Genomic DNA, 24,877 nt, shown 5'->3' with positions numbered 1-24,877 from the left:
TGGGGCAGGGCGTGGAGGACGGCGCGGCGCTCGTCGGCGGTGCCCTGGTGGTAGACGCGGGTGAGCCCGTCCGCGTCGGGGCGTGCCGTGTGCAGGATGAGGACGCGGGCGGCGTCGGCGTGGGCGATGCCGCACCGGCGGCCGGCCTCTGCGAGGCGCAACTCCCACACGGAGATGGGCCCGTGGCTGCCGGGCTTGGCGGCCGCCTCCTCCAAGGCCTGGTCGAGCCAGGCGCGGGCGGCTGCGGGGAGCCGGGCGTCGAGGTGGGCGCGCAGCTCGGCCGGTGGGGTGAGGGCGAGGCCGGTGCCGATCGTGGGGGCGGGCTGCGTGGCGTGCGGGTGGCTCATGCGGTGCTCCCTTCGGGGATGGCGGAGGGCTCCCCGGCAGGTGGTGCGGGGGGCGGGGCGTCCGGTGGGAGCCGCCGCCCGGTGGAGGAGGCCGCCGCGGCGCGGAGGAAGGGGAGGGAGAGTGCGGCGAAGTGGGGTCCGGCGTGGGAGTGGCGGGGCAGTTCGACGACGGTCAGGCCCCGGTACGCGGTGGCGGACAGGGCACCGAGGACGGCCGGGACGTCGAGGTCGCCCTCTCCGAAGGGCAGGTGTTCGTGGACACCGCGGCGCATGTCCTCGATCTGGACGTGGCGCAGCCAGGGCGCGGCGGCGCGTACGCAGTCGGCCGGAGAGAGGGGTTCGAGGCACAGGCAGTGGCCGAGGTCGAGGGTGAGACCGAGGTGTTCGGGGTCGCCGAGCGCGCGGCGCAGGCGGTGGAAGTCGGCGAGGGTGGCGAGCAGGTGTCCGGGTTCGGGTTCGACGGCGAGGGGGACACCGGCGGCGGTGGCGGCCTCCAGGACGGGCGTGAGAGCGGTGGCCAGTCGTGTCCACGCCGTGTCGGCGTCGGTTCCGGCGGGGGTGACGCCGCTGAAGCAGTGCACGGCGTGCGCGCCGAGGTCGGCCGCGACGGCGACGGCCCGGGTCAGCAGGTCGATACGGCGGGCGCGGTCCTCCGGGTCCGGGTCGAGGAGGGACGGGCCGTGTTTGCGGCGCGGGTCGAGCACATAGCGGGCGCCCGTCTCGACGGTCACCTCCAGGCCGAGCGCGTCCAGGCGGTGGGCGACCCGGCGGGTGCGGGCGGCGAGGTCGGGGGCGAGCGGGTCGAGGTGCATGTGGTCGAGGGTCAGTCCGACGCCGTCGTAACCGAGGTCGGCGAGCAGGGCGAGTGCGTCGTCGAGGCGGAGGTCGGCGAGGCCGTTGGTGCCGTAGCCGAAGCGGAGCGGCGTGTTGCCGGGGGCCGGGGCGGACGCCGGTGTGCTCTTGGAGGGCAGCGCGCTCATGTGACGCTCACCTTCCTCGCGAACCTGGCCGCCGACGGGGCCAGGGCCGCGGTCAGCAGGGCCGTGACCGGGGCGCCGGAGCGGGCGGACAGCGCGGCCTGGAGCGGGATCGTGGCGCGGATGCCGCCGCCGACGGCGCGTTGGGTGAGCGGGGGTGAGGGGTTGAGGGCGGCGTGGAGGTAGGGGCGGGCGGCGGTCGCGGCGTAGACGGCCGCGAGGGCGCCGCGCAGGGTGTCGGCTGTGGTGCGGGAGCGGGCCGGGCGCGCGGCGGTGGCCGGCCGGGCGCGCCGCCGGGTCAGCGATCGGGCCAGTACGCCGGTCGTGGCCAGCGCGGCCAGAGCGGGCAAGGGCGAGCCGCCGCGGGTTTCCTGGCGGGACACGGTGGTGAGCGCCAGAGTGTGGCCGGCGAGGAGGGCGGCCGGGCGCAGGGCCGGTCGGATGCCGCCCGTGGTGGCCGCGGCTCCCAGGAGCAGGTCCAGGCCGCGGGCCGCCGCCATCGCGGCCGGGCCCGCCGGGGTGCGTTTCAGAGCCAGGTCGTACGCCCAGACGGTCGCCGCCAGGGGGGCCGCCACGGTGAGTGCGGGGCGGCCGGAGCGGGCGGCGAGGGCCAGCCCGGACGCTGTGAGGGCGCAGGCCGCCGTGAGAGCGGCGGCGGGCCGGATCCGGCCGGAGGGCAGGGGGCGGTGGGGGCGTTCCACGGCGTCCTCGGCGCGGTCGGCCCAGTCGTTGAGGGCCATGCCCGCCTCGTAGAGGCACAGGGAGGAGCCGATGGCCAGCAGGGTGCGGCGGCCGGGACGGGCGCGGACGGCGGCCGCACCGGCCAGCGCGTCGCCGGGGACGGTGAACAGCGCGGGCAGCCTCAGCAGTTCGGCCCAGGCGCGGGGGCCTCCGCGGTCCTCGGGGCTCCCGCTCATCGGGCCTCCACCGCCCGCTGCTCAGCGGGTGCCGGCCGCAGTCGCCGCGCGAAGCCGGTCAGTGCCGCGTACTGCTCCCCGAGTGCCGACGGCCCCTCCCCCACCGGGTCCTTGAAGTAGAAGCCGAGGTCGGTGAGCGGGCCGGACAGGCCGGCTTCGTGGGCTCGCAGTGTCAGCCGGGCCAGGTCCAGGACCAGCGGGGCGGCCAGTGCCGAGTCACAGCCCTGCCAGATGGTCTGCAACACCATGCGCGCGCCGAGGAAGCCGTCGAAGGCGACGTGGTCCCAGGCGGTCTTCCAGTCACCGAGGGCGGGCACGTCGTCGATGTGGACCTCGCCCTCGACCCCCACGCCGAGGGTGTCGGCGAGGACCCGCTCCTTGCCGGCGTTCTTCGCGGCTGCCGCGGCCGGGTCGGCCAGGGACGCGCCGTCGCCGCCTCCGAGCAGGTTGGTCCCGGACCAGGCCCGCACCGAGAGGGCACGCTGCGCGAACATAGGGCCCAGCACCGACCGCAGCAGCGTCTGCCCCGTCTTGCCGTCCCGGCCCGCGTACGGCAGACCGCTCGCCGCGGCCGTCGACGCCAGCGCCGGGTAGTGCAGACCCGTGGACGGGGTGAAGTTCACATACGGGCAGCCCGCGCGCAGGGCCGCCGCCGCGTACAGCGAGCTCGGCGGAAGACGGTCGCCGGTGGCCGGAGGCTCGGTGGACGCCACGTTCACCACCACCGCCCGCGCGAGCTCCCGGCGTCGTACGAAGTCCTGGATGTCGGCGGTGAAGGCGCTGATCAGCTGGTCCTCGTCCCGGGTGTCCCCGGGCAGGGGGCCGCCCGGCCTGATCTCCAGGTCGGCGGCGGCCAGTTCGGCCGCGACGGCGGAGGGCAGACCGGGTGGCAGTACGCCGCCCGCGGCGAGGGCCTCCGCGCGTTTGGGCAGGGTGCAGTCCACCGTGTCGTGGCCGCCGAAGACGAGGGACGACAGGGCCGGAAGGCCGCTGTCCGCGAAGGCGGGGGTCTCGGTGACCATGCCCGTGGGCGGGTGCAGGCCCGCGGTCACGGCGGCGCAGCCCGCGACGACGGTCGTGGCGACGGAACCGCGGGCGCCGATCAGCCACACCCCGAGACGGGCTCGGGCAGGGGATGCGGACATGGGCAGGCAGCCTCCTTGTCGTGCGGGAACCTCAACAGGGACGGGAGGAAAGCGGCGGGCGGGAGTCCGGCGTCGCCCGCCCGCCGCCGCTCACTTGCCCTTGACGGGCAGTTCCTTGATCCGGATGTCGCGGAAGGACACCTGGTCATCGGCTCCGTGGTTCTGGATGCCGATGTGTCCGTCGGTGAGGCTCCGGGCCGGGTCGGTGTTGGTGAAATCGTTGATCTTCACGCCGTTGAGCCAGACGCGCAGGCGTTCGCCCTCCACGCGGATCTCGTACGTGTTCCACTCCCCCGGAGGGTTCAGCGCGCGGTCGCGCTTCTTCAGGTCGGCGGACTGGAAGCCGTAGACGGACCCGGTGGTCTTCTCGGGCACGTCGGTGGCGTCGATCTGGATCTCGTAGCCGTTGTTCACGGCCGACCACGGATCGTCCGAGGGCGGGAAGCCCACGAACACACCCGAGTTGTCGTCGCCGGCCGTCTTCCAGTCGAGCTTCAGCGAGTACGCGGAGAAGCCCGACGCGGCGTACCAGAGCAGGCCCATGCCGCCCTGCGACGTCAGGGTGCCGTCGCCGTCCAGGGTGAAGGAGCCGGGACCCGCCTGTTTCCAGCCCTCGAGCGAGCTGCCGTCGAAGAGCGGACGGTAGCCGTTCTCCGGTCGGCAGTCCGCCTGGGCGTCGCCCACGGCCCACCGGATGCCGCCCAGCAGGTGCTGCCGGAAGGCGGGGTCGGCGTAGGACTCCTTGGTGTGGCCGCCGCCGGTGTAGAAGGCGCGGCCGCCCTGGTAGTTCTGGCACCAGGCGATCGGGTGGTCGCCGTTCATGGTGCCGCCGGTGTACGAGGACTCGTCGAGCGAGGCGAGGACGTGGGCCCTCTCCCGGGGGTTCGAGCGGTAGTTGTACCACTCGTCGGTGCGCTCCCAGGTCCGGCCGAGCTGCGAGGTCGCCGGGTGGGCGCGGTCCTCGACGTTCACCGTGGCCGGCTGGATCGCCGGGTGCGACTGGAAGTAGGCGCCGGCGAGGCCGCCGTAGAACGCCCAGTCGTACTCGGTGTCGGCGGCCGCGTGGATGCCCACATAGCCGCCGCCCCGCCGGATGTAGTCCTCGAACGCGCTCTGCTGCGTCGCGTCGAGCACGTCGCCCGTCGTGGACAGGAACACGACGGCGTCGTACCGCCGCAGGTTCGACGGGGTGAAGGAGCCGGCGTCCTCGGTCGCGTCGACCGTGAAGCCGCCCGTCTCGCCGAGCTGCCTCACCGCCGCGATGCCGTCCGGGATCGAGTCGTGCCGGAAGCCGGCCGTCTTGGAGAAGACGAGCACCCGTGTGCCGTCCTCGGCGTGCGGGGCGGCGGGCTGGGTGACTCCGCCGAGGAGCAGGGCGGCGCCCACGGCAGCCGTCGTCAGCCGTCCGGTCGTGTGCATGTCGTCCGCCTCTCAACCGGTCGTGAAGGTGAAGTCGTCCACGTCGAACAGGGCTCCGGAACCGGTGCTCCCCTTGAAGACCAGGTAGAGCGTGGTCGTGCCCCTCGGTGCACGGGACAGGTCGGCGCTGACGTCCTGGAAGTTCTCCCAGCCGCCCGTGACCGGCACGGTCGCCTTGCCCAGCAGGGTGCCCGTCGCCGAGCCCGCGCGGACCTCGAGGGTGCCGCCCGCGCCGCCGGAGGCGATGCGCGCCGTGATCTTCTTGGCGTCGCTCAGCACGTACGGCGTGAAGGAGATCCAGTCGCCGTCGTCGATGTCGCCGACCGTCTTGCCGCCGTGCGCGGTGTCCTTGGCGATCACCGAGACACCGGAGGAGTTGCCGAAGTGCTCGGCCTGGCGGTGCCGGGGCTGGGTGACGTTCCGGTCGTGCGAGGTGAGCGGGGCCTGGCCGCCGCCTCCGCCGTCGGTGTACTCGGCGTCGAAGACGCCGAAGATGTTGGCGTCGTCGTCATGGCCGCCGTCCGCGCTGGTCTGGATGGTGCCGGAGCAGCCGTTCGCCGAGGTGAGCGGGTGGCCGTGGGAGTCGTGGCCGAGGACGAAGGTGACCTTGACCTTCGAGCAGTCGATGGTCGCGCCGTCCTCCGGGTCGGTGACCTTCACCTTGAACGGGATCGCGTCCCCGAAGCTGAAGAGCTGTCCGTCCTGCGGGAGTTCGAGCACCACCTTGGGCGCGGTGTTGCCGACGACGATCTGCACGCTCGCGCTGCCGGTGCGCCCGGAGGGGTCCTTGGCGGTCAGCGTCGCCGTGTAGGTGCCGTTCTTCCTGTACTTGTGCGTCGGGTCCGCCGCCGTCGAGGTGGTCCCGTCTCCGAAGTCCCAGCTGTAGGTCAGCGCGTCGCCGTCCTGGTCACTGGTGCCCGCGGAGGAGAACGTCACCTTCAGCGGCGCCTGCCCGGAGGTGCGGTTCGCGGCGGCCTGCGCGACCGGCGAGTGGCCGTCGGTGGCGTTCTCGATGCGGTACAGGGCCGAGTGCTCGTCGCCTCCGAACCAGGCGGTGCCGTAGTCGAGGACGTACAGGGCGCCGTCGGGCCCGAACGCCATGTCCATGATCTGGGTACCGGACCAGGGGAAGGGATTGATGGACTGCACGGTCCCGCCCGAGTCGGTCACGATCCGCTTGATCCAGCGGCGGCCGAACTCGCCCGCGAAGAAGTCGCCGTCGTACGCCTCGGGGAACTTCACCGGCGAGTCGAGCGCCGGGTCGTAGTGGTAGACCGGGCCGCCCATAGGGGACTCGGAGCCGTCGCCGAACTCGGGCACGGACGGGCCGTTGTACGGGATCCAGGCGGGTTGGGCCGGCGGCAGGTCGGTCAGGCCGGTGTTGTGCGGCGAGGTGTTCTTCGGCGCGGCGCAGTCGAAGCGCGCGCCCGACGTCTTCGTCGCGAAGTCGTAGTCGACGTAGGCGTCGTTGGCGCCGGTGCAGTACGGCCAGCCGAAGTTGCCGGGGCCGGTGACACGGGCGAACTCGACCTGGCCTGCGGGGCCACGGTTGGGGTCTGCGGCTCCGGCGTCGGGTCCGTAGTCGCCGACGTAGAGGATGCCGGTCTGCTTGTCGACGCTGAAGCGGAACGGGTTGCGGAAGCCCATCGCGTAGATCTCGGGCCGTGTCTTGTCCGTGCCGGGCGGGAAGAGGTTGCCGTCGGGTATCGCGTACGAGCCGTCCGCGTTCACCTTGATGCGCAGGATCTTGCCGCGCAGGTCGTTGGTGTTGCCGGCCGAGCGCTGGGCGTCGAAGGCCGGGTTGCGGTCGGAGCGCTCGTCGATGGGGGTGAAGCCGTCCGACTGGAAGGGGTTGGTGTCGTCGCCGGTCGACAGATACAGGTTCCCGGCGGCGTCGAAGTCGATGTCACCGCCGACATGGCAGCAGATGCCGCGGGAGGCGGGCACGTCGAGGATCTTCTTCTCGCTCGCCGCATCGAGTGTCCCGTCGGTCTTCAGGACGAACCGGGAGAGGCGGTTGACACCGTCGAAGGGCGCGAAGTCGGCCGCGGTGCCGGTCTCGGGCGCGTCGCCCGCCGGGGTGTTCAGCGGGGGCGCGTAGTAGAGGTAGATGAAGCGGTTGGTGGTGAAGTCCGGGTCGACGCCGATGCCCTGGAGGCCCTCCTCGTCGTGGGAGTAGACGTCGAGCTTGCCGGCCAGGCGGGTGTTGCCCGCCGCGTCGGTGATGCGGAGTTCACCGTCCCGGGAGGTGTGGAGGACGGAGCGGTCCGGGAGGACGGCCAGCGACATGGGCTCGCCGACCTCGGCCTCTCCCTTGGCGAGGGTGACCTGCTGGAAGTCCTCCGCCGCCGCGGTCCCCGTGTCGGAGACGGCTGCGCCGGCCTGGGGGGCGACGAAGGTGAGGGACGCGCCTGCCAGCAGGGCTCCGCCGAGCAGGGCGACGGCTTTGCGCAGGGTCGGACGTCGTCTGGGGGTGGTGACTCTGCCGGTGCGGGTGGTGCGGTCGTTCCCGTGCACGAATGCCTCCAGAATGGGGCCGGTTGTACGGGCGGGTGCGGTACGCCGGGATGCGCCGTCATCCCGGAGAGCTCGATGGGGGGTGATCAGTTGCCGAACGCCGCGTCGAACGAGACCGACGGCGGCTCGAAGTCGTACGCCTTCAGGCGGGTCAGGGCCTCGGGGGCGCCCTGGAGCCGGTCCATGCCGGCGTCCTCCCACTCCACGGAGACGGGCCCCCGGTAGTCGATGGAGCGCAGCATCCGGAAGACGTCCTCCCAGGGGACGTCGCCGTGCCCGGCGGACACGAAGTCCCAGCCGCGGCGGGGGTCGCCCCAGGGCAGATGGGAGCCGAGGCGGCCGTTGCGCCCGTCGAGGCGCTTGCGGGCCTCCTTGCAGTCGACGTGGTAGATCCGGTCGCGGAAGTCCCACAGGAAGCCGACCGGGTCGAGGTCCTGCCACACGAAGTGGGAGGGGTCGAAGTTCAGGCCGAAGGCGGGGCGGTGGTCGACGGCGGCCAGGGCGCGCTGCGTCGTCCAGTAGTCGTAGGCGATCTCGCTCGGGTGGACCTCGTGGGCGAACCGGACGCCCTCCGCGTCGAACACGTCGAGGATCGGGTTCCACCGCTCGGCGAAGTCCTCGTAACCGCGTTCGATCATCGACTCGGGGGCGGGCGGGAACATGGCGACCAGGTGCCAGATGGCGGAGCCGGTGAAACCGATGACGGTGTCGACGCCGAAGGCGGCAGCGGCGCGCGCGGTGTCCGCGATCTCGGCGGCGGCCCGCTGCCGTACGCCCTCGGGCTCGCCGTCGCCCCAGATGCGGGCGGGCAGGATGGCCCGGTGGCGTTCGTCGATGATGGCGTCGCACACCGCCTGGCCGACGAGGTGGTTGGAGATCGCCCAGCACTTCAGGCCGTACTTGTCCAGGAGCTGACGGCGGGAGTCGACGTACGACGGGTCGGCGAGGGCCTTGTCGACCTCGAAGTGGTCGCCCCAGCAGGCCAGTTCCAGTCCGTCGTAACCGAAGTCGCGGGCGAGGCGGCAGACCTCCTCCAGGGGCAGGTCGGCCCACTGGCCGGTGAACAGGGTGAAGGTGCGCGGCATACGGCAGTCCCCCTCAGACCGCTATGGGCGTGTAGACGGAGTTCTTCTCGGCGCTCTCCTCCACCGCGGCGAGGACCCGCTGGACCTGCAGCCCGTCGGTGAAGGAGGGGTCGGGCGTGCTGCCCTCGGCGATCGCGTGGACGAGGTCGCGGGCCTGGTGGACGAAGGTGTGCTCGTAGCCGAGGCCGTGGCCCGGCGGCCACCAGGCCTCCAGGTAGGGGTGGTCGGGTTCGGTGACCAGGATGCGGCGGAAGCCGGCGTGCGCATCGGGTTCGGTGGCGTCGTGGTACGACAGCTCGTTGAGCCTCTCCAGGTCGAAGGCGACAGAGCCACGCTCGCCGTTGAGTTCGATGCGCAGGGCGTTCTTGCGGCCGGTGGCGTACCGGGTGGCCTCGAAGGAGGCGAGGGCGCCGGAGACGAACCGGCCGGTGAACAGGGCGGCGTCGTCCACGGTCACCTCGCCGGTGCCGTCGGCCGACACGGCGCTGAGCCCGCTGGTCGGGCCGTGGGGCAGCGGCCGTTGCCTCACGAAGGTCTCGGTGAGCGCGGACACGCCGGCCAGGCGCTCCCCCGCGAGGTACTGGGCGAGGTCGACGATGTGCGCGCCGAGGTCGCCGAGCGAGCCGGAGCCGGCCAGCTCCTTGCGCAGCCGCCAGGTCAGCGGGAAGGAAGGGTCGACCAACCAGTCCTGGAGGTACGACACCCGCACGTGCCGCAGGGTGCCGATCCGGCCCTCGGCGACCATGCGGCGGGCGAGCGCGGTGGCGGGGACGCGGCGGTAGTTGAAGCCGACCATCGCGCGCTGACCGCGTGCGTGGGCTGCTTCGGCCGCCTCGGCCATCGCCTCGGCCTCCTCCACCGTGTTCGCCAGCGGCTTCTCGCACAGCACATGCTTGCCCGCCGCGAGGGCGGCCAGCGCGATCTCGGCGTGGCTGTCCCCCGGGGTGCAGATGTCGACGAGGTCGATGTCGTCCCGGGCGATCAGCGCCCGCCAGTCGGTCTCGGTCGCCGCCCAGCCGTGCCGGTCGGCCGCCGCGCGCACGGCGGCCGGGTCGCGGCCGCAGACCACGGCCATCACCGGGCGCAGGGGCAGGTCGAAGACACGGCCCACGGTGCGCCAGCCCTGGGAGTGGGCGGCGCCCATGAAGGCGTAACCGACCATGCCGACGCGCAGGGGCGGCTTCCCGGCGCCGGTCCCGGCAGGTACCGGGGTCTCGCTCTCCGCGCCTTCTGACTGCTGCGGCTGTCCCATACGGAAGGTCCTCCTCGTCCTGGTGGTGGTGCGCCGTGGGGGGTGCGGGTGGAGCGTCACCTGAAGCCGGTGGGCATGTAGCGGTCGACGTTGTCCTTGTCGACGACGGCCGAGTAGAGGGTGATGGAGGCCGGGATCTCGTACTCGGCGAGGCCGCCGACGCCCTTGCCCTGGCCGAGGGCGCGGGCGAGGTCGATCGCGGACGCGGCCATGGTCGGCGGGTACAGGACGGTCGCCTTCAGCACGCTGTTGTCCTGCTTGATGGCCTGGAACGCGGACAGCGCCCCGGCCCCGCCGACCATCAGGAAGTCGTCGCGCCCGGCCTGCTGGATGGCGCGCAGGGCGCCCACGCCCTGGTCGTCGTCGTGGTTCCACAGGGCGTCGAACTCGGGCTGCGCCTGGAGCAGTTGGGCCATCTTCGTCTGCCCCGACTCGACCGTGAAGTCGGCGGCCTGGCGGGCGACCTTCTTGATGTTCGGGTAGTTCTTCAGGGCGTCGTCGAAGCCCTGGGTGCGCTGCTTGGTCAGTTCCAGGTTGTCGAGGCCGGCGAGTTCGATGACGCGGGCGTCCGCCTTGCCCTTGAGCTTCTCGCCGATGTAGTGGCCGGCGCTCAGGCCCATGCCGTAGTTGTCACCGCCGATCCAGCAGCGGTAGGCCTGCGGGGTGTTGAAGACGCGGTCGAGGTTGACGACGGGGATGCCCGCGCGCATCGCCTTCAGCCCGACCTGGGTGAGTGCCTTGCCGTCGGCGGGCAGCACCACCAGCACGTCGACCTTCTTGTTGATCAGCGTCTCGATCTGGCCGATCTGCGCGGCCGTGTCGTTGGAGCCCTCGGTGATCTCCAGCGTCACGTCGGAGTACTTCGCCGCGCGGCTCTTGGCGTTGGCGTTGATGGCGTTGAGCCAGCCGTGGTCGGCCTGCGGGCCGGCGAAGCCTATGGTGACGTGCTTTCCGGGCTTGTCCCCGGCGGCCGGTTGGTCGTTCGCGGCGGGCTTGTCGTCCTTGACCTCGTTACTCGTGCAACCCGCGAGGAAGGCGCCGGCGGAGACGGCGGCGGTCCCGAAGAGCAGTCCTCTGCGACTGGTGAGTGGCGACATGGCGGTGAACCCTTTCCTCAGGTCGTGCTCGCGGTACGGCGCTGGACCAGCACGGCGGCGACGATGATCGCGCCCTTGGCGATCTGCTGGACGTCGCTCTGCAGGTTGTTCAGGGCGAAGATGTTGGTGATCGTGGTGAAGACCAGGACGCCGAGCACGGAGCCGGTGATGGTGCCGCGGCCGCCGCTGAGCAGCGTGCCACCGATGATCGCGGCGGCGATGGCATCGAGTTCGTACAGGTTGCCGTTGGTGTTCTGGCCCGAGCCGGACAGGATGATCAGCAGGAAGGCGGCGATGCCGCAGCACAGGCCGGACAGCAGGTAGAGGTACAGCCGCTGGCGGCGTACGTCGATTCCGGCGAGGCGGGCCGCCTCCGCGTTCCCGCCGACGGCGACGGTGCGGCGGCCGAAGGTGGTGCGGTTGAGCAGCAGCCAGCCGATGACGGTGACGACGGCGAAGACCAGGACCAGCGGCGGGATGCCGAGCACGTAGGAGTCCCGTTCGCCGAGCTTGAGGATGCCGTCGACGGTGACGATCTGCGTCCTGCCGTCGGTGATCTGCAGGGCGAGGCCGCGCGCGGAGGCCAGCATGGCGAGCGTCGCGATGAACGGGACCATCCCGCCGTAGGCGATGAGCAGGCCGTTGACCAGTCCGCAGCCCACGCCGACGACGACCGCCGTGAAGAGGATGCCCGCGAAGCCGTACTCCTGGGTGGCGACCGTGGTCGCCCACACCGAGGCCAGCGCGACGATCGCGCCGACGGACAGGTCGATGCCGCCGGATGTGATGACGAAGGTCATGCCGACGGTGACGACGCCGATCACGGAGGCCTGGGTGAGGACGAGCTGGAGGTTGCGGGTGTCGAGGAACTCGTCCGGTTTGGTGATCCCACCGATGAGGACGAGTGCGGCGAGCACACCGAGGAGGGACAGGGTGCGGACGTCGGCGCGGGCCACGAGGGAGCGCCAGGCGGGGACTTCGGCCGCGGGCACCTTGTCGGCGGTGTCCCGTGGCGGGGAGACGGGCTGCGTCATGACACCGGGCTTCCTTCCATGACGAGGTCGAGTACGCGGTGTTCGTCCAGCTCACGGGCCGGCGCGGTATGGACGACGCGGCCCTCGCGCAGGACCAGGACGCGGTCGGCGAGACCCAGCACCTCGGGCACCTCGCTGGAGACCAGCAGCACCGCGAGGCCCTCGTCGGCGAGGCGCCGGACGACCGCGTACAGCTCGGCCCGGGCGCCGACGTCGACGCCTCGGGTCGGTTCGTCGAGCAGCAGGACACGGCAGCCGCGCAGCAGCCAGCGGGCGAGGACGGCTTTCTGCTGGTTGCCGCCGGAGAGGGTACGGATCGGCACGGCCGGGTTGTCGGGCCGCAGGGACAGCTCACGGGTCGTCGCGCGCGCCGCACCCCGTTCCGCGCCCCGGTCGATCCAGCCGCCGCGGGAGAAGCGGGACAGGGAGGAGATCGAGACGTTGCGGGTGACGGACTCCAGCATCAGCAGGGCCTGCGCCTTGCGTTCCTCGGGTGCGAGGCCCAGCCCGGCGCGCACCGCGGCGCGTACGCTGCCCGGCCGCAGCGGGCGCCCGTCGACGAGGACCTGTCCCGCGGTGGGCCTGCGGGCTCCGTAGAGGGTCTCCAGGATCTCGGAGCGCCCGGAACCGACGAGCCCGGCCAGGCCGACGATCTCCCCGGCGCGCACCTCGAGGTCGAGCGGTTCGAACTCGCCCTGCCGGGCGAGTCCCCGGACCTCCAGCACGGGTGTGCCGTGAGGCGGGGACGCGGGCCGTTCGGGGAAGACGTACTCGACGTTGCGTCCCGTCATCAGGGCGACGACGTCATGGGTCGGTGTGGTCTTCGCCGGCAGTCCGCCCGCGACGGCCCGCCCGTCCTTGAGGACGGTCACCCGGTCGCCGATGCGGCGGATCTCCTCCAGGCGGTGCGAGATGTACACGACGGCGACGCCGTCGGCGGTGAGGTCACCGACGATGCGGAACAGGTTGTCGACCTCGTCCGGGTCGAGCGCGGCGGACGGCTCGTCCATCACGATGAGCCGTACGTCGTGCGAGAGCGCCCGCGCCATGGACACGATCTGCTGCTGGGCCGCCGACAGCTCGCCCACCAGGCTGGACGGGTCGATCTCCGGGTGCCCGAGTCGCCGGAGCAGACGGGCCGTTGACGTCCGCGCCGTCTTTCGCCGTACGACGAAGCCGGCGGCCGTGGGTTCGTGGCCGAGGTGGACGTTCTCGGCCACCGACAGGTGCTCCACCAGGTCGAGTTCCTGATAGATGGTGGCGATGCCCAGGCGCATGGCCGCGATCGGAGAGCGCAGCGTGACGGGGTCCCCGCGCCAGTGGATGGTGCCGGTGTCGGGCTGGTGGGCGCCGGCGAGGACCTTGATGAGGGTGGACTTCCCGGCCCCGTTCTGGCCGAGCAGGCAGTGCACTTCACCGGCCTGGACGTCGAGGTCGACGCCGTCGAGGGCCCGGACCCCGGGGAACGACTTGGTGATGCCGGACATGCTGAGCAGCGGTGGTTCTGGTGCCATGTGGGTTCCCCTCGGCGGGCGTGCGGGCCGGTGTCAGGGCGTGCCGCCGGCGCTGGGCAGGCGGTTTCAGGGCAGGGCAGAGCAGGGCGCTGTGCTGGAGTTCCGTACGTGCGGCGGTTGCTTACGCGGGTGAGAAGAGGTGGTCGCTGATGAGGCGGGCGGCGCCGATCACGCCGGCGTTCTGGCCCAGCTCCCCGAGGACGATGGGCAGGTTGCCGGTCGCGAGCGGCAGCGACTGGCGGTAGACCTGGGTGCGGATCGCGGCGAGCAGGGTGTGGCCGAGGCCGGTCACCCCGCCGCCGATCACCACGAGGCCGGGGTTGAAGAAGCTGACCAGGCCGGCGATGACCTGGCCGGTGCGGGTGCCGCCCTCGCGGATGAGGTCGAGGGAGGTGGCGTCGCCCGCGGCGGCCGCGGCGGCGACGTCGGCGGCGGTGAGCGTGCCGTTCGTCTCCAGGCGGGAGGCGAGTTCGGCCGAGAGTCCCTGGTGGGCGGCCTCCAGCGCGTCGCGGGCGAGTGCCGCGCCGCTGAAGTGGGCCTCCAGGCAGCCCCGGTTGCCGCAGGCGCACGGGCGTCCGTCGGGCACGGCCTGGATGTGCCCGATGTCGCCCGCGCTGCCCGTCGTGCCGCGGTAGACCTCACCGCCGACGACGATGCCGCAGCCGATGCCGGTGCCGATCTTGACGCAGAGGAAGTCGCCCACGGTGCGGGCGACGCCCGCGTGCTGCTCCCCCATCGCCATCAGGTTCACGTCGTTGTCGACCATGACCGGGCAGCCGAGTTCCTGGCTGAGCGCCTCCCGCACGGGAAAGCCGTCCCAGCCGGGCATGATCGGGGGAGCCACGGGGACGCCCTCGGGGAAGCGGACCGGTCCGGGGACGCCGATACCGGCGCCGTCGAAGCCCTCGGCGAGACCGGAGGACTTCAACTTGGCTGCCATGGCGAGGACTTGCTCGAAGACCGCGACGGGGCCCTCGCGCACGTCCATGGGCTGGTTGAGGTGGCCGAGCACTTCCAGTTCGGCGTTGGTGACCGCGACGTCGACCGAGGTCGCGCCGATGTCGACGCCGAGGAAGCGGAGGTTCGGAGCGAGACGGATGTTGTGCGAGCGGCGGCCGCCTCGGGAGGCGGCCAGACCGTCGGCGACGACCAGTCCCGTCTCCAGGAGCCGGTCGACCTCCACGGCCAGCTTGGACCGCGAGAGGTCCACCTGGTCGCCGAGCTGGGCGCGGGAGTTGGGGCCGCCGTCGCGCAGCAGCTTCAGCAGCCGGGCCTGATGGGCGTTGGCGGGTCGAGCCGTCATCCGTCTCACGAGCCCCTCCCCGCCTCAATCGGCCTGTGCGCGCCGGTTTCCGGCCACTTCTGTGGCTTGCTTTCGGAGGGAACGTAGCAGCGGCTGCCGGGACTGGGAAGAAGTCGCGCAGAGATTGCCGCCAACTTTCTCCACTCACAGGACAAAGACCGGGGACGCGCAGACGGCGCACTGGCGCCGTCGCGCACCGGTCCGCAGGATGAGCACGCACCACCTCGGGGTCGGGCCGTCCGTGGCCCGGCAAGGGGAGAGGGGGACCGTGTGATTCTGGTGACGGGTGCCACGGGGAACGTGGGTGCCGAACTCGTCCGCGTCCTGGCGGAGTCGGGGCAGCCGGTGCGGGCACTGAGCCGCGCCGGCCGCTCGGAGGGCCTGCCGCCGGGGGTGACGTCCGTGGCAGGCGACCTGAACCGGCCGGAGACGGTGCGGGAAGCGCTCGACGGGGTACGGGCGATGTTCCTGATGCCGGGCTACGGGGGTCAGCGGCAGATCCTGGCGGATGCGCGGGCGGCGGGGGTGGAGCGGGTCGCCCTGCTGTCCGGGAGGTCGGCGGGCACGGGCGACACGGGCAACGCGGTCGCCGGCTACCTGATCGAGGCCGAGACGGCGGTGCGGGAGTCCGGGCTGGCGTGGACGTCGCTGCGGTGCACGAGCTTCATGTCCAACGCGTTGCAGCTGGCGGACCAGATCCGCAAGGGCGACACCGTGCGGGTGCCGTTCCCGGACGCGTACACGACCGACATCGATCCGTACGACATCGCGCGGGTCGCCGCGCGCGCCCTGCTGTCGGACGAGTGGGCGGGCCGGGCTCTCGAAGTGACGGGCCCCGAAGCGCTGTTGCCCGCCGATCGTGTGCGCATCCTGGGCGAGGTGCTCGGCCGGGAGCTGCGGGCCGTCGGCCTCACGAACGAGGAGGCACGCACCGAGCTGGAGTCCCGCATGCCCGAGCCGTACGTCGACGCCTTCTTCAGCTTCTTCGTGGACGACACCCTGGACGAGTCACAGGTGCTGCCGACGGTGCGGGAGGTGACGGGCCGGGAGCCGCGCACGTTCCGGGAGTGGGCCCGGGCGCACGCGGACGCGTTCTGACGGGCGTTACTTGGCGGGGCGGACGACGCAGAGGCCGGCAGCGCCGGACTACGACCTCGGTCGTTCGTGGTACGAGCGTCGGGTGTGCTCGGTGTGTTCGCGCATGAGCTGGGTCGCGCGCTGTTCGTCGCGGGCGGTGACCGCGGCGATCAGGTCGCGGTGTTCGATCCAGGACTGCTGCCCGCGCTGCCGGGCGACCGGGGTGTAGTACCAGCGCACGCGGCGGTCGACCTGGGCGGCCAGTTCGGCCAGGACGGCGTTGCCGGCCAGTTCCATGATCTTGGCGTGGAAGCGGGCGTTCATCGCGACGGCCCCGTCCACGTCGTCGGCGGCGACGGCCTTCTCGCCCTCCTCGCACAGCGCCTCGAGGGCCTTGATGCCCGCGGCGTCCGCGTTGGCCGCGGCGAGCCGGGCGGCCTCCGCCTCCAGCAGCGTACGGACGGTGAGGAGCTGGTCGGCCTCCTCTTCCGTTGGCTCGTGCACGAACGCCCCCTGGGCGGGCCGCAGATCGACCCACCCCTCGGTGTTCAGCCGCTGCAGCGCCTCGCGCACCGGCTGCCGGGAGACCCCGAGGTGCCCGGCGAGCTCGCTCTCGACGAGGTGCTGGCCCGGCTGGAGGGCACGCGTGGTGATGAGTTCGAGCAGCGCCTCGTAGACACGGTCGCGCAACGGGCCCGGCCGCTCCAGCCTGGGCACCGCTCCCTGCGGCAGTCCTGTCGACAACATCGCGGTCCCCCTCCAGGGCAACGGCGGCGCGGTAGCCGGAAAGCCAGTATGAATTGTCTTTCGTCTACAGTCTACGGCGCACAAGGGCCAGCCCTGAGGGGAGTTGGCCTCGTCACACGGCCGTCCGTCGACGGCCGACGGACGACGACCCGGCACACGGCCGTCCGAGACGGCCCACGGACGACGGGCGACGGGCGACGGGCAACGGGCAACGGGCGACGGGCAACGGGCAACGGGCGACGGGCGACGGGCGACGGGCAACGGCTACGGACGGCGACCCACGAACGACCGCTCACGGGCAGCGAATCACCTGTCCCGCGTACGAGAGGTTCCCGCCGAACCCGAACAGCAGCACGGGCTGACCGCTCGAGACCTCCCCGCGCTCGACGAGCTTCGACAGGGCGAGCGGGATGCTCGCCGCCGACGTGTTCCCCGACTCGGTGACGTCGCGCGCGACGACCGCGTTCACGGCGCCCAGCTTCTCCGCGAGCGGTTCGATGATGCGCAGGTTGGCCTGGTGCAGCACGACCGCGGCGAGCTCCTCGGGCGCGATGCCGGCCCGCTCGCACACCCGGCGCGCGATGGCCGGCAGCTGGGTCGTCGCCCACCGGTACACGCTCTGCCCTTCCTGCGCGAACCGGGCGGGCGTGCCCTCGATCCGGACCGCGTGCCCCATCTCGGGCACCGAGCCCCACAGCACGGGTCCGATCCCGGGCTCCTCGCCGGCGGGGCACGCCTCGACGACGGCGGCCCCCGCACCGTCCCCGACCAGCACACACGTCGTACGGTCCGTCCAGTCCGTGACATCGGACATCTTCTCGGCGCCGATGACGAGTGCCCTGCTCGCGGCGCCGGCGCGCACGGCATGGTCGGCGGTGGCGAGCGCGTGGGTGAAGCCGGCGCAGACGACGTTGACGTCCATCGCGGCGGGCTGCGGCATGCCGAGCCGGGCCGCGACGCGGGCCGCCGTGTTCGGGGAGCGGTCGACGGCGGTACAGGTGGCGACCAGGACGAGGTCGATGTCGCCGGGTGCCAGTCCGGCGGCCGCCAGCGCCTTGGCGGCGGCGTGCGCGGCGAGCTCGTCCACGGGCTCGTCGGGTCCGGCGATGTGGCGCGTACGGATGCCCACCCGGGTCCTGATCCACTCGTCGCCGGTGTCGACCATGCCCGCCAGGTCCTCGTTGGTGAGCACCTTGGCGGGCTGGTAGTGGCCGACGGCGGTGATGCGTGAGCCGTTCATGGGTGGTTCCCCCTCGTTGCCGTGGGTGTCGGGATCCACCAGTCTGATCAGTGACTCACGGGTAGGGCGGCAGGTGAAACGACAGGAATGGGGCGCCCGGCTTGTCGGCTTCCCGCAGTTCTTCGGGCGCCCGAGCATGTTCCCTAGCGGTTACCCGGTGAAGAGCTGCCTGGCCTTCAGGACGAGTTCGTACAGGCCGTAGCCCAGCGGCGCCCCCACCCACACCCAGGCGAGGACGATCAGGGGGATGGAGGTCCCCCCGCTCGAGCGGAGCCGGGAGTGGGGGAGGTCAGGCGGGCTGCTCTCGGCGGCCATCGGCGGCCTCCTTCGGTGCGGGGACGTGGTGACGGGGGTGGACGGGCCGGACCAGCTCGTTGGCGGCGAAGCCGATGACGAGCAGCCCGATCATGATCATGAAGGACAGTCCGTAGAGGGACGACCCGTGCTTTCCGGCTTCCTTCTGGTGGTCGGCGATCCAGTTGACGATCAGCGGCCCGAGGACCCCGGCGGTCGACCAGGCGGTGAGCAGCCGGCCGTGGATCGCGCCGACCTGGTACGCGCCGAACAGGTCCTTCAGATAGGCGGGGATGGTCGCGAAGCCGCCGCCGTAGAAGGAGAGGATGACCAGCGCACAGAGGATGAACAGGGGCTTGGAGGAGTCACCGGACGACGCGATCAGCAGGTACATGATCGCACCGGCGCCCAGGTAGACGCGGTAGACGTTCTTGCGGCCGATCAGGTCGGAGGCCGACGACCAGCCGATCCGGCCCGCCATGTTGGCCGCCGACAACAGGGCGACGAAGCCGGCAGCCGCGGAGGCCGACACCGGGGTGGAGGTGTCCGCGAAGAAGTCCGTGATCATGGGGGCGGCCTTCTCGAGGATGCCGATGCCCGCGGTCACGTTCGTGCACAGCACGATCCACAGGCACCAGAACTGCGGGGTGCGCACGGCGCTCCGGGCGGAGACCTGCACCCCTTCGAAGGCCCTCGGCCCGGCGGCCGTGCCTGCGAGGTCCTCGCTGCGCGGCACCCGTACCAGCAGGACCCCGAGCGACATGAAGACGGCGTACGACAGCCCGTGCACCAGGAAGGCGAGCGCGATCCCGGAGTGGTCGGAGCCGAAGGACTGGAGCATCTGCGCCGACCACGGTGAGGCGATGAGCGCACCGCCGCCGAAGCCCATGATGGCGATGCCGGTGGCCATGCCGGGCCGGTCCGGGAACCACTTGATCAGGGTGGAGACGGGTGAGATGTAGCCGATGCCGAGGCCGATGCCGCCGACGAACCCGTAGCCGAGGACGATCAGCCAGTACTGCTGTGTCTGCGCGCCCAGCGCGGAGATCAGGAAGCCGGTGGAGAAGCAGACCAGGGCGACGGTCATGGCCCAGCGCGGCCCGTTGCGTTCGACGAGCGTGCCGCCGAACGCGGCCGACAGTCCGAGCATCACGATGGCGAGCTGGAAGGGCAGCGCGCTCTGGGTGCCGCTGAGGTGCAGGGCGGATTCGAGCGGCGGCTTGAACACGCTCCAGGCGTAGGTCTGGCCGATGGACAGGTGGACGGAGAGGGCGGCGGGCGGCACCAGCCAGCGGCTCCATCCCGGGGGTGCGACAGGAGGGCTCATGATCCCGAACGGTACGAAGGAGACCGGGAGTTGAGAACCCCGTGCGTCGACCGTATGCGATGAACGGTATCCGGTGTGCGCCGAACGGTCCTGATCCGGACGCCGCACAGGGCGAGGACCGGAGCCCGGCTTCGAGCCCCGGCCACGGCCCGGTACGGCTCAGCTCGCGGTTCGGCGAATCCGCCCGGCGTACCGCTTCTCCAGCTCCAGGTTGCTCTCGAAGCCGCCGGGCACGTTGGCCGACACGTAGACGGGAGGGCGGTCGCCGGATTCGAGGAGGAGGGAGACCGCGTGGGCGACCGTCATCTGGGCCAGCATCACGCCGGAGAGCGTGGACAGGGCGCAGACAGAGCCGCCTCCGGGGAGGTCGAGGAGGGCGTCGCCGCGCGGGGCCGCGTTGTCGAGGACGACGTCGGCGAGGTCGGCGAGCTTCTTCCCGCTCGGATGGGCGGCGGGGACGGCCCGGGTGTGGGCGAGCGAGGTGATGGCCAGGAGGCGGTGGCCTTGTTCCTTGACCCGTAGGGCCATCTCCACGATCACGTTGTTGACGCCGGAGTTGGAGATGACCACGAACAGGTCCTGGGGGCGGGGTGCGGCGAGGTCGTAGATCCGCGCGGCCACGCCGGACGCGCGTTCCAGGAGGGGGTCGGCGAGCACGGCCGGGTCGTCGCCGCCATAGAGGACGAGGTCGGCCATGCTGAGCCGGTTGGTGGGGACCAGGCCCCCTGCCCTGCCGGCGAGTTCGAGGACGACGGCCTGGGAGTGGCCGGTCCCGAAGGCCTGGACGACACCGTCCGAGCGCACGCACTCCGCGATCAGCCGGGCGGCTCGGGCCACCTGGTCGCCGGCGGACTCGGTGATGCGGTCGAGGACGGCCAGGCTCTCCCGGGCGAAGCCCTTGGCACTCACAGACTCCGTGGTCACGCGACACTCCCCACTGGTGGATCGAACCACCCTATTCAACGTAGTCGATGAATAAATAAATCACAGGGTCCGGCCCCGGGCAATGAGCGACCATGATTCCGCGGCTCCGGCTCTCGCTCGGGACCTCGGCCCGCCGTTGCCCGTCGAGCGTTGTCCGTTCGAGCCCTCGGTCCAGTCATCCAGTCCGCACTGCGACGGGTGGCTGGTACCTTCTTGCCATGGCCCCGACGGATGTCACCACCCTGATCCGCACCGAGCTGCCCCGACTGGCCGGCTCCCTGAGGAAGGTCGGCGAGCTGATCCTGGAGGATCCGGCCGCCGTCACCCACTGCTCGGCCGCCGAACTGGGCCGCCGCACCGGCACCTCCCAGGCCACGGTCACCCGTTTCTGCCGGGCCATCGGCCTGGACTCCTACCAGCACCTGCTGATCGAGCTGGCCAAGGAGCGCGGCCGGGGCGAGGTCTCCGACTGGGGCACCGCCGAGATCGGCCCGGACATCTCCCCCGACGACAGCCTCGAACGGGTCGTCCAGGTCGTCGGCAGCGCGGACCTGCGCGCGGTGCAGCAGACCGTCGACCGCATCGACCTCGACGCCGTCGAACGGGCGGCCCAGGCGATGGCCCGCGCCCGGCGCATCGACGTCTACGGCGTGGGCGGCAGCGGTGCGGTGGCCCAGGAGACGGAGGTCCGGCTCTTCCGCATCGGCTGCTCGGTCCGGGGCTGGACCGAAGTGCACGCCGCGGCCACCTCGGCCGCCCTGCTCACCCCGGCGGACGTGGCGATCGGCATCTCGCACTCCGGAGCCACCCGCGAGACCCTCGAGCCGTTCGAGCTGGCCAAGGAGCGCGGCGCCACCACGGTGGCGATCACCGCCGACCCGCGCTCGCCCCTCGCGAAGGCCGCCGACATCCGGCTGATCTCCGCCTCGTCGGAGACCAGCTTCCCCACCAGCATCATCGGCGCCCGACACTCCGTACTCGTGATCATCGACTGCGTGTACGTCCGGGTCGCCCAGCTCTCCTACCAGCGCGCGAGCGCCTCGCTTGCACTGACGGACCACATCGCGGCCCGGCACGCGGTGAACTCCCGCCGCGGCCGTTGAACCCGGCCGCGGCTGTATGGATGAACCACTGCAATGGAAAATTGATGGTTGTTTGAACCACATCTCGATGCCAGGATGGGCTCCCCCGAGCACTCGTAGGAGCCCCATGCGCGTCATCTCTGTCGAGTCGACCGAGCTCTTCGTCGGCAGCGAGGAGCAGCCGTACCAGGTGGTGACCGTGGACATCGGTCACGCCCCCGGCCGGACGGTCCGCGTCGCCGTCGAGGGCCCGGGCGTCCGCGGCGTCGGGGAGGCCCTCGCCACCGCGGGCGACGACGGCACCGTACGCGCCGAGATACCCGTGACGACCGACCTCTCCCCCGGCGACCGCACCCATGTCACCGTCACCGCCCGCGACTGTGAGGACCCCGGCCGGACGGCGCGGCTGACCGCCGAATTCACGGCCGCCGAGCCCGGCTGGACCATGTTCATGGTCAGCCACTTCCACTACGACCCCGTGTGGTGGAACACGCAGGCCGCCTACACCGAGACCTGGGACGTCGCCGACGACCCCGCCGCCACCGGACTGCCCGCCCGCACCTTCGACTCGCGCGGCCAGTCCGGCATGAGCCTGGTGCGCGCCCACTGCGACCTGGCGCGCCGGGACCCGGCGTACACCTTCGTGCTCGCGGAGGTCGACTACCTCAAGCCGTACTGGGACGCCTTCCCCGAGGAGCGGGCCTTCCTGCGCCAGCTGATCCGCACCGGCCGCGTCGAGATCATGGGCGGCACCTACAACGAGCCCAACACCAACCTCACCGGCGCCGAGGCCACCGTACGCAACGCCCTGTACGGCGACGGCTTCCAGCGCCGCATCATGGGCGCCTCCGCGGAAACCGCCTGGCAGCTCGACGCCTTCGGGCACGATCCGCAGTTCCCCGGGCTGATGGCGGACGCGGGGGTCACCTCCAGCTCGTGGGCGCGGGGGCCGTTCCACCAGTGGGGGCCGACGCTGTCCGTGTTCGGCGAGGAGCCCCGGGACCCCCAGCGCATGCAGTTCCCCGCCGAGTTCGAGTGGATCGCCCCGTCGGGTCGCGGGCTGCTGACCGCGTACATGGTCAACCACTACGGCGCGGGCTGGGCGATCGACAACGCCCCGACCCTGCCCGAGGCGGAGAAGGCCGCGTACAAGCTGTTCAAGGGGCTGAAAAAGGTCGCTCTCACCCGCAACGTGCTGCTCCCGGTCGGCGGGGACTACGCGCCGCCGTGCCGCTGGGTGATGGACATCCACCGGCACTGGAACGCCCGTTATGTGTGGCCGCGTTTCATCAGCGCCGTCCCCAGGGACTTCTTCGCCGCCGTGCGCGCGCAGCTGGAGTCGGAGGGCCGCAGGGCCTCGCCGCAGACGCGGGACATGAACCCGGTGTACACCGGCAAGGACGTCTCCTACATCGACACCAAGCAGGCGCAGCGTCACGGCGAGACGCTGCTCGCCGACGCCGAGGCCTGGGCGACACTGGCCTCGCTGGTCACGGGACATCCGTATCCGGACGCGGCCCTGGACAAGGCCTGGCGGCAGCTGATCTACGGCGCCCACCACGACGCCATCACCGGCTCCGAGTCGGACCAGGTCTACATCGACCTGCTCACCGGCTGGCGCGAGCTGTACGACCTCGCCGAGACCGTGCACGCCGACGCGACCCAGGCCCTCGCCGACGCCGTCACCGGCGGGCGCTCCCCCGACCTGGTCGTCTTCAACCCGGCCACCTGGCGGCGGGGGGACGTGCTGAGCGTCGACGACCCGGGCCTCGTGCCGCTCGACGACACGGGCCTGCCGCTGCCCGCCGTACGCGAGGACGGCACGCTGCGCGTGGTCGTACCGGACGTGCCCGGGGTGGGGCTCAAGGCGCTGCCCCTCGCCGAGGGCACCGTGTCCGGGTGGATGCCGGCCGAGGGCACCACCATCCGCAACAGCTTCTACGAGGTGACGGTCGACCCGGCCCGCGGCGGCGGTGTCAGCAGCCTGCGCGCGCTCGCCGAGGGCGGGCGGGAGCTGCTGCGCGCCGGGGACATCGGCAACGAGCTGGTCGTGCAGGAGGAGTACCCGAGGCACCCGCGTTTCGGTGAGGGCCCCTGGCACCTCACCCCGACCGGTACCACCGTCGCCCGCAGCCGCGACGTGCCCGCCGACGTACGGGTGGAGGAGTCACCCGCGGGGTCCCGCATCACCGTCACCGCCGACCTCGGCGTCTTCCGCTACACGCAGCGGCTGACCCTGTGGAGGGACGTCGACCGCCTCGACGTTGCCACCACCGTCGACGGCTACGACGGCGCCGACCGTCTCATCCGGGTGCGCTGGCCGTCCGACGTGCGCGGCGGGCTACCGGTGCACGAGGTGGCGGACGCCGTGATCGGGCGCGGGTTCGGCTTCGTCGAGGTGGACAGCGAGCGGTTCCCGTGGACGCTGGACAACCCGGCGAACACCTGGTTCGGGCTGGGGTCCACCGCGCGGGTCGCGGTCCACGACGACTCCGGCGTGTTCCTCGGCCACCGGTCGATCGGCGTCGCCGAGCTCGTGTACGCGTCCTGGGACGACGCCGGTGAGCTCGGCACCCCGCTCGCGGCGGCACTCGTCCGCGCGGGCGTCACCGCGACCTCGACCATCGGCGGCGGCCCCCGCTACGGCGACCTGGAGGTCGACTCCAACCTGCCGGACATCCGCATCGCCGTCGGCTCCCCCGACCGCAACCCGGTGGTCGCCGAGGCGCTCGGTTGGGACCCGGCGGCCGGGCGTGAGGTACGCCGGCAGCTGGCAGAGTCGGGCGTGGCGACCGTCTGGATCGCACCGCGCGCCGCGCTCCGCGAGGAGTGGGTGCCCGGAGCGGACCTGCGCGACCTGGAACGGCTGCCGCTGCTGGTGGTGGCGGGCGCGCGTCCCGAGGACGACGCCATGGCCGTCGACGCGCTGATCGCCGACCTCGACCGGGCGGCGACCGTGCGGGCCACCGCGGCGGGCGGCGGTGAGGCGCTGCCGCCGGGCGACGCCTGGGACGGGCGCGGCTTCGCGATCCTCAACCGGGGCACTCCCGGCTGTGTGGTCACCGCCTCCGGCGACCTCTACATGTCCCTGATGCGCTCCTGCACCGGCTGGCCGTCCGGCATCTGGGTCGACCCGCCGCGCCGTACGGCCCCCGACGGCTCGGCCTTCCAGCTCCAGCGGTGGTCCCACACCTTCGAGTACGCCGTCGTCGCGGGCACGGGCGACTGGCGGGAGCTGCGGCTGCCGCAGGCCGGACACGCGTTCAACCACCGGCTCACGGCGCGGCTGAGGCAGGGTTCCGGGGATGCCGTCTTGCCGAGGGAGGCGACGCTGCTGGCGCTGGAGCCCGCCGGTGAGGTGCTGCTCGACGCGTTGAAGCCGGCCGGCTCCCCGCTGGCCCGGGGAAGTGCGGCACCGGTGGATCCCGGGCGCGGAGTGGTCGTACGGATGCACGAGGTGAACGGACGGCCGGCGCGGGCACGCGTGCACGGGCCGCGGCACTGGACCCGGGGCAGGCGTGCCGACGTGCTGGAGACGCCGGGAGAGCCCCTGACCCCGGAGGAGGACGGCGCACTGGG

19 protein-coding genes and 1 pseudogene are annotated in these 24,877 nt (G+C 72.2%); 3 read left to right on the top strand and 17 right to left on the bottom strand.

Translation table 11 applies throughout. The features are described 5' to 3' along the window. The 12 genes and pseudogenes from C3488_RS33925 to C3488_RS33870 form a co-directional block, all read right to left on the bottom strand. Window positions 1–347: pseudogene (locus C3488_RS33925) on the bottom strand (sugar phosphate isomerase); the annotation flags it as partial. Then, window positions 344–1,327 carry a sugar phosphate isomerase/epimerase gene (locus C3488_RS33920; RefSeq protein WP_103844732.1) on the bottom strand — a complete coding sequence of 328 codons (984 nt, stop codon included), beginning with the start codon at window positions 1,325–1,327 and terminating at the stop codon, window positions 344–346. The pseudogene C3488_RS33925 and the gene C3488_RS33920, both read right to left, overlap by 4 nt. After that, the gene (locus C3488_RS33915; protein WP_103844731.1) at window positions 1,324–2,241 is read right to left on the bottom strand and encodes an SCO3242 family prenyltransferase; all 918 of its coding nucleotides are present in this window, start codon (window positions 2,239–2,241) and stop codon (window positions 1,324–1,326) included. Before C3488_RS33915 ends, C3488_RS33920 begins: the two co-directional genes overlap by 4 nt. Continuing rightward, window positions 2,238–3,386, bottom strand: coding sequence for an inositol-3-phosphate synthase (locus tag C3488_RS33910; protein ID WP_103844730.1), 1,149 nt, complete (start codon window positions 3,384–3,386; stop codon window positions 2,238–2,240). The genes C3488_RS33915 and C3488_RS33910 overlap by 4 nt, the downstream gene beginning before the upstream one ends. Before the next feature lie 90 nt (window positions 3,387–3,476). After that, window positions 3,477–4,805, bottom strand: coding sequence for a ThuA domain-containing protein (locus C3488_RS33905; protein ID WP_103844729.1), 1,329 nt, complete (start codon window positions 4,803–4,805; stop codon window positions 3,477–3,479). Window positions 4,806–4,817: 12 nt separating this feature from the next. Beyond that, complete coding sequence (locus C3488_RS33900; protein ID WP_103844728.1) at window positions 4,818–7,322, bottom strand: PQQ-dependent sugar dehydrogenase; 2,505 nt, start codon at window positions 7,320–7,322, stop codon at window positions 4,818–4,820. A gap of 86 nt (window positions 7,323–7,408) precedes the next feature. Beyond that, on the bottom strand, window positions 7,409–8,407 hold the full coding sequence (locus C3488_RS33895) for a sugar phosphate isomerase/epimerase (protein ID WP_103844727.1): 999 nt from the start codon (window positions 8,405–8,407) through the stop codon (window positions 7,409–7,411). 13 nt (window positions 8,408–8,420) lie between these two features. After that, on the bottom strand, window positions 8,421–9,659 hold the full coding sequence (locus C3488_RS33890; RefSeq protein ID WP_103844726.1) for a Gfo/Idh/MocA family protein: 1,239 nt from the start codon (window positions 9,657–9,659) through the stop codon (window positions 8,421–8,423). Window positions 9,660–9,715: 56 nt separating this feature from the next. Beyond that, window positions 9,716–10,756, bottom strand: a complete 1,041-nt coding sequence (locus C3488_RS33885; RefSeq protein WP_103844725.1) for a substrate-binding domain-containing protein — start codon at window positions 10,754–10,756, stop codon at window positions 9,716–9,718. Between the two features lie 17 nt (window positions 10,757–10,773). Continuing rightward, window positions 10,774–11,790, bottom strand: coding sequence for an ABC transporter permease (locus C3488_RS33880; protein ID WP_103844724.1), 1,017 nt, complete (start codon window positions 11,788–11,790; stop codon window positions 10,774–10,776). Further along, window positions 11,787–13,304, bottom strand: a complete 1,518-nt coding sequence (locus C3488_RS33875; RefSeq protein ID WP_103844723.1) for a sugar ABC transporter ATP-binding protein — start codon at window positions 13,302–13,304, stop codon at window positions 11,787–11,789. Before C3488_RS33875 ends, C3488_RS33880 begins: the two co-directional genes overlap by 4 nt. Before the next feature lie 121 nt (window positions 13,305–13,425). Next, window positions 13,426–14,607, bottom strand: a complete 1,182-nt coding sequence (locus C3488_RS33870) for an ROK family transcriptional regulator (RefSeq protein WP_103844722.1) — start codon at window positions 14,605–14,607, stop codon at window positions 13,426–13,428. A 270-nt stretch (window positions 14,608–14,877) separates the two neighbouring features. Here C3488_RS33870 and C3488_RS33865 point away from each other — a divergent pair, with 270 nt between their 5' ends. Continuing rightward, window positions 14,878–15,705, top strand: coding sequence for an NAD(P)H-binding protein (locus C3488_RS33865; RefSeq protein WP_103844721.1), 828 nt, complete (start codon window positions 14,878–14,880; stop codon window positions 15,703–15,705). Window positions 15,706–15,753: 48 nt separating this feature from the next. Here the strand turns inward: C3488_RS33865 and C3488_RS33860 are convergent, their stop codons facing one another. From C3488_RS33860 to C3488_RS33845, 5 genes are all read right to left on the bottom strand, one after another. Next, the gene (locus C3488_RS33860) at window positions 15,754–16,431 is read right to left on the bottom strand and encodes a GntR family transcriptional regulator (RefSeq protein ID WP_103844720.1); all 678 of its coding nucleotides are present in this window, start codon (window positions 16,429–16,431) and stop codon (window positions 15,754–15,756) included. 292 nt (window positions 16,432–16,723) lie between these two features. Further along, complete coding sequence (locus C3488_RS33855) at window positions 16,724–17,671, bottom strand: beta-ketoacyl-ACP synthase III (protein ID WP_103844719.1); 948 nt, start codon at window positions 17,669–17,671, stop codon at window positions 16,724–16,726. A gap of 150 nt (window positions 17,672–17,821) precedes the next feature. Next, window positions 17,822–17,986, bottom strand: coding sequence for a hypothetical protein (locus C3488_RS40900; RefSeq protein WP_181139308.1), 165 nt, complete (start codon window positions 17,984–17,986; stop codon window positions 17,822–17,824). After that, entirely contained in the window at window positions 17,961–19,292 is a 1,332-nt protein-coding gene (locus C3488_RS33850; protein WP_103844718.1) for an OFA family MFS transporter, read from the bottom strand. Before C3488_RS33850 ends, C3488_RS40900 begins: the two co-directional genes overlap by 26 nt. 159 nt (window positions 19,293–19,451) lie before the next feature. After that, window positions 19,452–20,216, bottom strand: coding sequence for a sugar isomerase domain-containing protein (locus C3488_RS33845; protein WP_103844717.1), 765 nt, complete (start codon window positions 20,214–20,216; stop codon window positions 19,452–19,454). Between the two features lie 218 nt (window positions 20,217–20,434). On the opposite strand from C3488_RS33845, the gene C3488_RS33840 reads away from it, so the two are divergent. Continuing rightward, window positions 20,435–21,319 (top strand): MurR/RpiR family transcriptional regulator, encoded by an 885-nt coding sequence (locus tag C3488_RS33840; protein ID WP_103844716.1) that lies wholly within the window; start codon window positions 20,435–20,437, stop codon window positions 21,317–21,319. A gap of 106 nt (window positions 21,320–21,425) precedes the next feature. After that, the coding region (locus C3488_RS33835; protein WP_103844715.1) for a glycoside hydrolase at window positions 21,426–24,877 on the top strand (3,452 nt) is incomplete at its 3' end.

The sequence above is a fragment of the Streptomyces sp. Ru72 genome, from assembly GCF_002920635.1.
Taxonomy (GTDB): domain Bacteria; phylum Actinomycetota; class Actinomycetes; order Streptomycetales; family Streptomycetaceae; genus Streptomyces.
Note: the sequence above shows the minus strand (reverse complement) of the source record. Positions and strands in the feature narration are given on the sequence as shown.

Bases quoted from the DNA above. Each gene is read 5' to 3' on its own strand.
- C3488_RS33920 (WP_103844732.1), bottom strand. From the start codon at position 1,327: ATGAGCGCGCTGCCCTCCAAGAGCACACCGGCGTCCGCCCCGGCCCCC.
- C3488_RS33915 (WP_103844731.1), bottom strand. From the start codon at position 2,241: ATGAGCGGGAGCCCCGAGGACCGCGGAGGCCCCCGCGCCTGGGCCGAA.
- C3488_RS33910 (WP_103844730.1), bottom strand. From the start codon at position 3,386: ATGTCCGCATCCCCTGCCCGAGCCCGTCTCGGGGTGTGGCTGATCGGC.
- C3488_RS33905 (WP_103844729.1), bottom strand. From the start codon at position 4,805: ATGCACACGACCGGACGGCTGACGACGGCTGCCGTGGGCGCCGCCCTG.
- C3488_RS33895 (WP_103844727.1), bottom strand. From the start codon at position 8,407: ATGCCGCGCACCTTCACCCTGTTCACCGGCCAGTGGGCCGACCTGCCC.
- C3488_RS33890 (WP_103844726.1), bottom strand. From the start codon at position 9,659: ATGGGACAGCCGCAGCAGTCAGAAGGCGCGGAGAGCGAGACCCCGGTA.
- C3488_RS33885 (WP_103844725.1), bottom strand. From the start codon at position 10,756: ATGTCGCCACTCACCAGTCGCAGAGGACTGCTCTTCGGGACCGCCGCC.
- C3488_RS33880 (WP_103844724.1), bottom strand. From the start codon at position 11,790: ATGACGCAGCCCGTCTCCCCGCCACGGGACACCGCCGACAAGGTGCCC.
- C3488_RS33875 (WP_103844723.1), bottom strand. From the start codon at position 13,304: ATGGCACCAGAACCACCGCTGCTCAGCATGTCCGGCATCACCAAGTCG.
- C3488_RS33870 (WP_103844722.1), bottom strand. From the start codon at position 14,607: ATGACGGCTCGACCCGCCAACGCCCATCAGGCCCGGCTGCTGAAGCTG.
- C3488_RS33860 (WP_103844720.1), bottom strand. From the start codon at position 16,431: ATGTTGTCGACAGGACTGCCGCAGGGAGCGGTGCCCAGGCTGGAGCGG.
- C3488_RS33855 (WP_103844719.1), bottom strand. From the start codon at position 17,671: ATGAACGGCTCACGCATCACCGCCGTCGGCCACTACCAGCCCGCCAAG.
- C3488_RS40900 (WP_181139308.1), bottom strand. From the start codon at position 17,986: ATGGCCGCCGAGAGCAGCCCGCCTGACCTCCCCCACTCCCGGCTCCGC.
- C3488_RS33850 (WP_103844718.1), bottom strand. From the start codon at position 19,292: ATGAGCCCTCCTGTCGCACCCCCGGGATGGAGCCGCTGGCTGGTGCCG.
- C3488_RS33840 (WP_103844716.1), top strand. From the start codon at position 20,435: ATGGCCCCGACGGATGTCACCACCCTGATCCGCACCGAGCTGCCCCGA.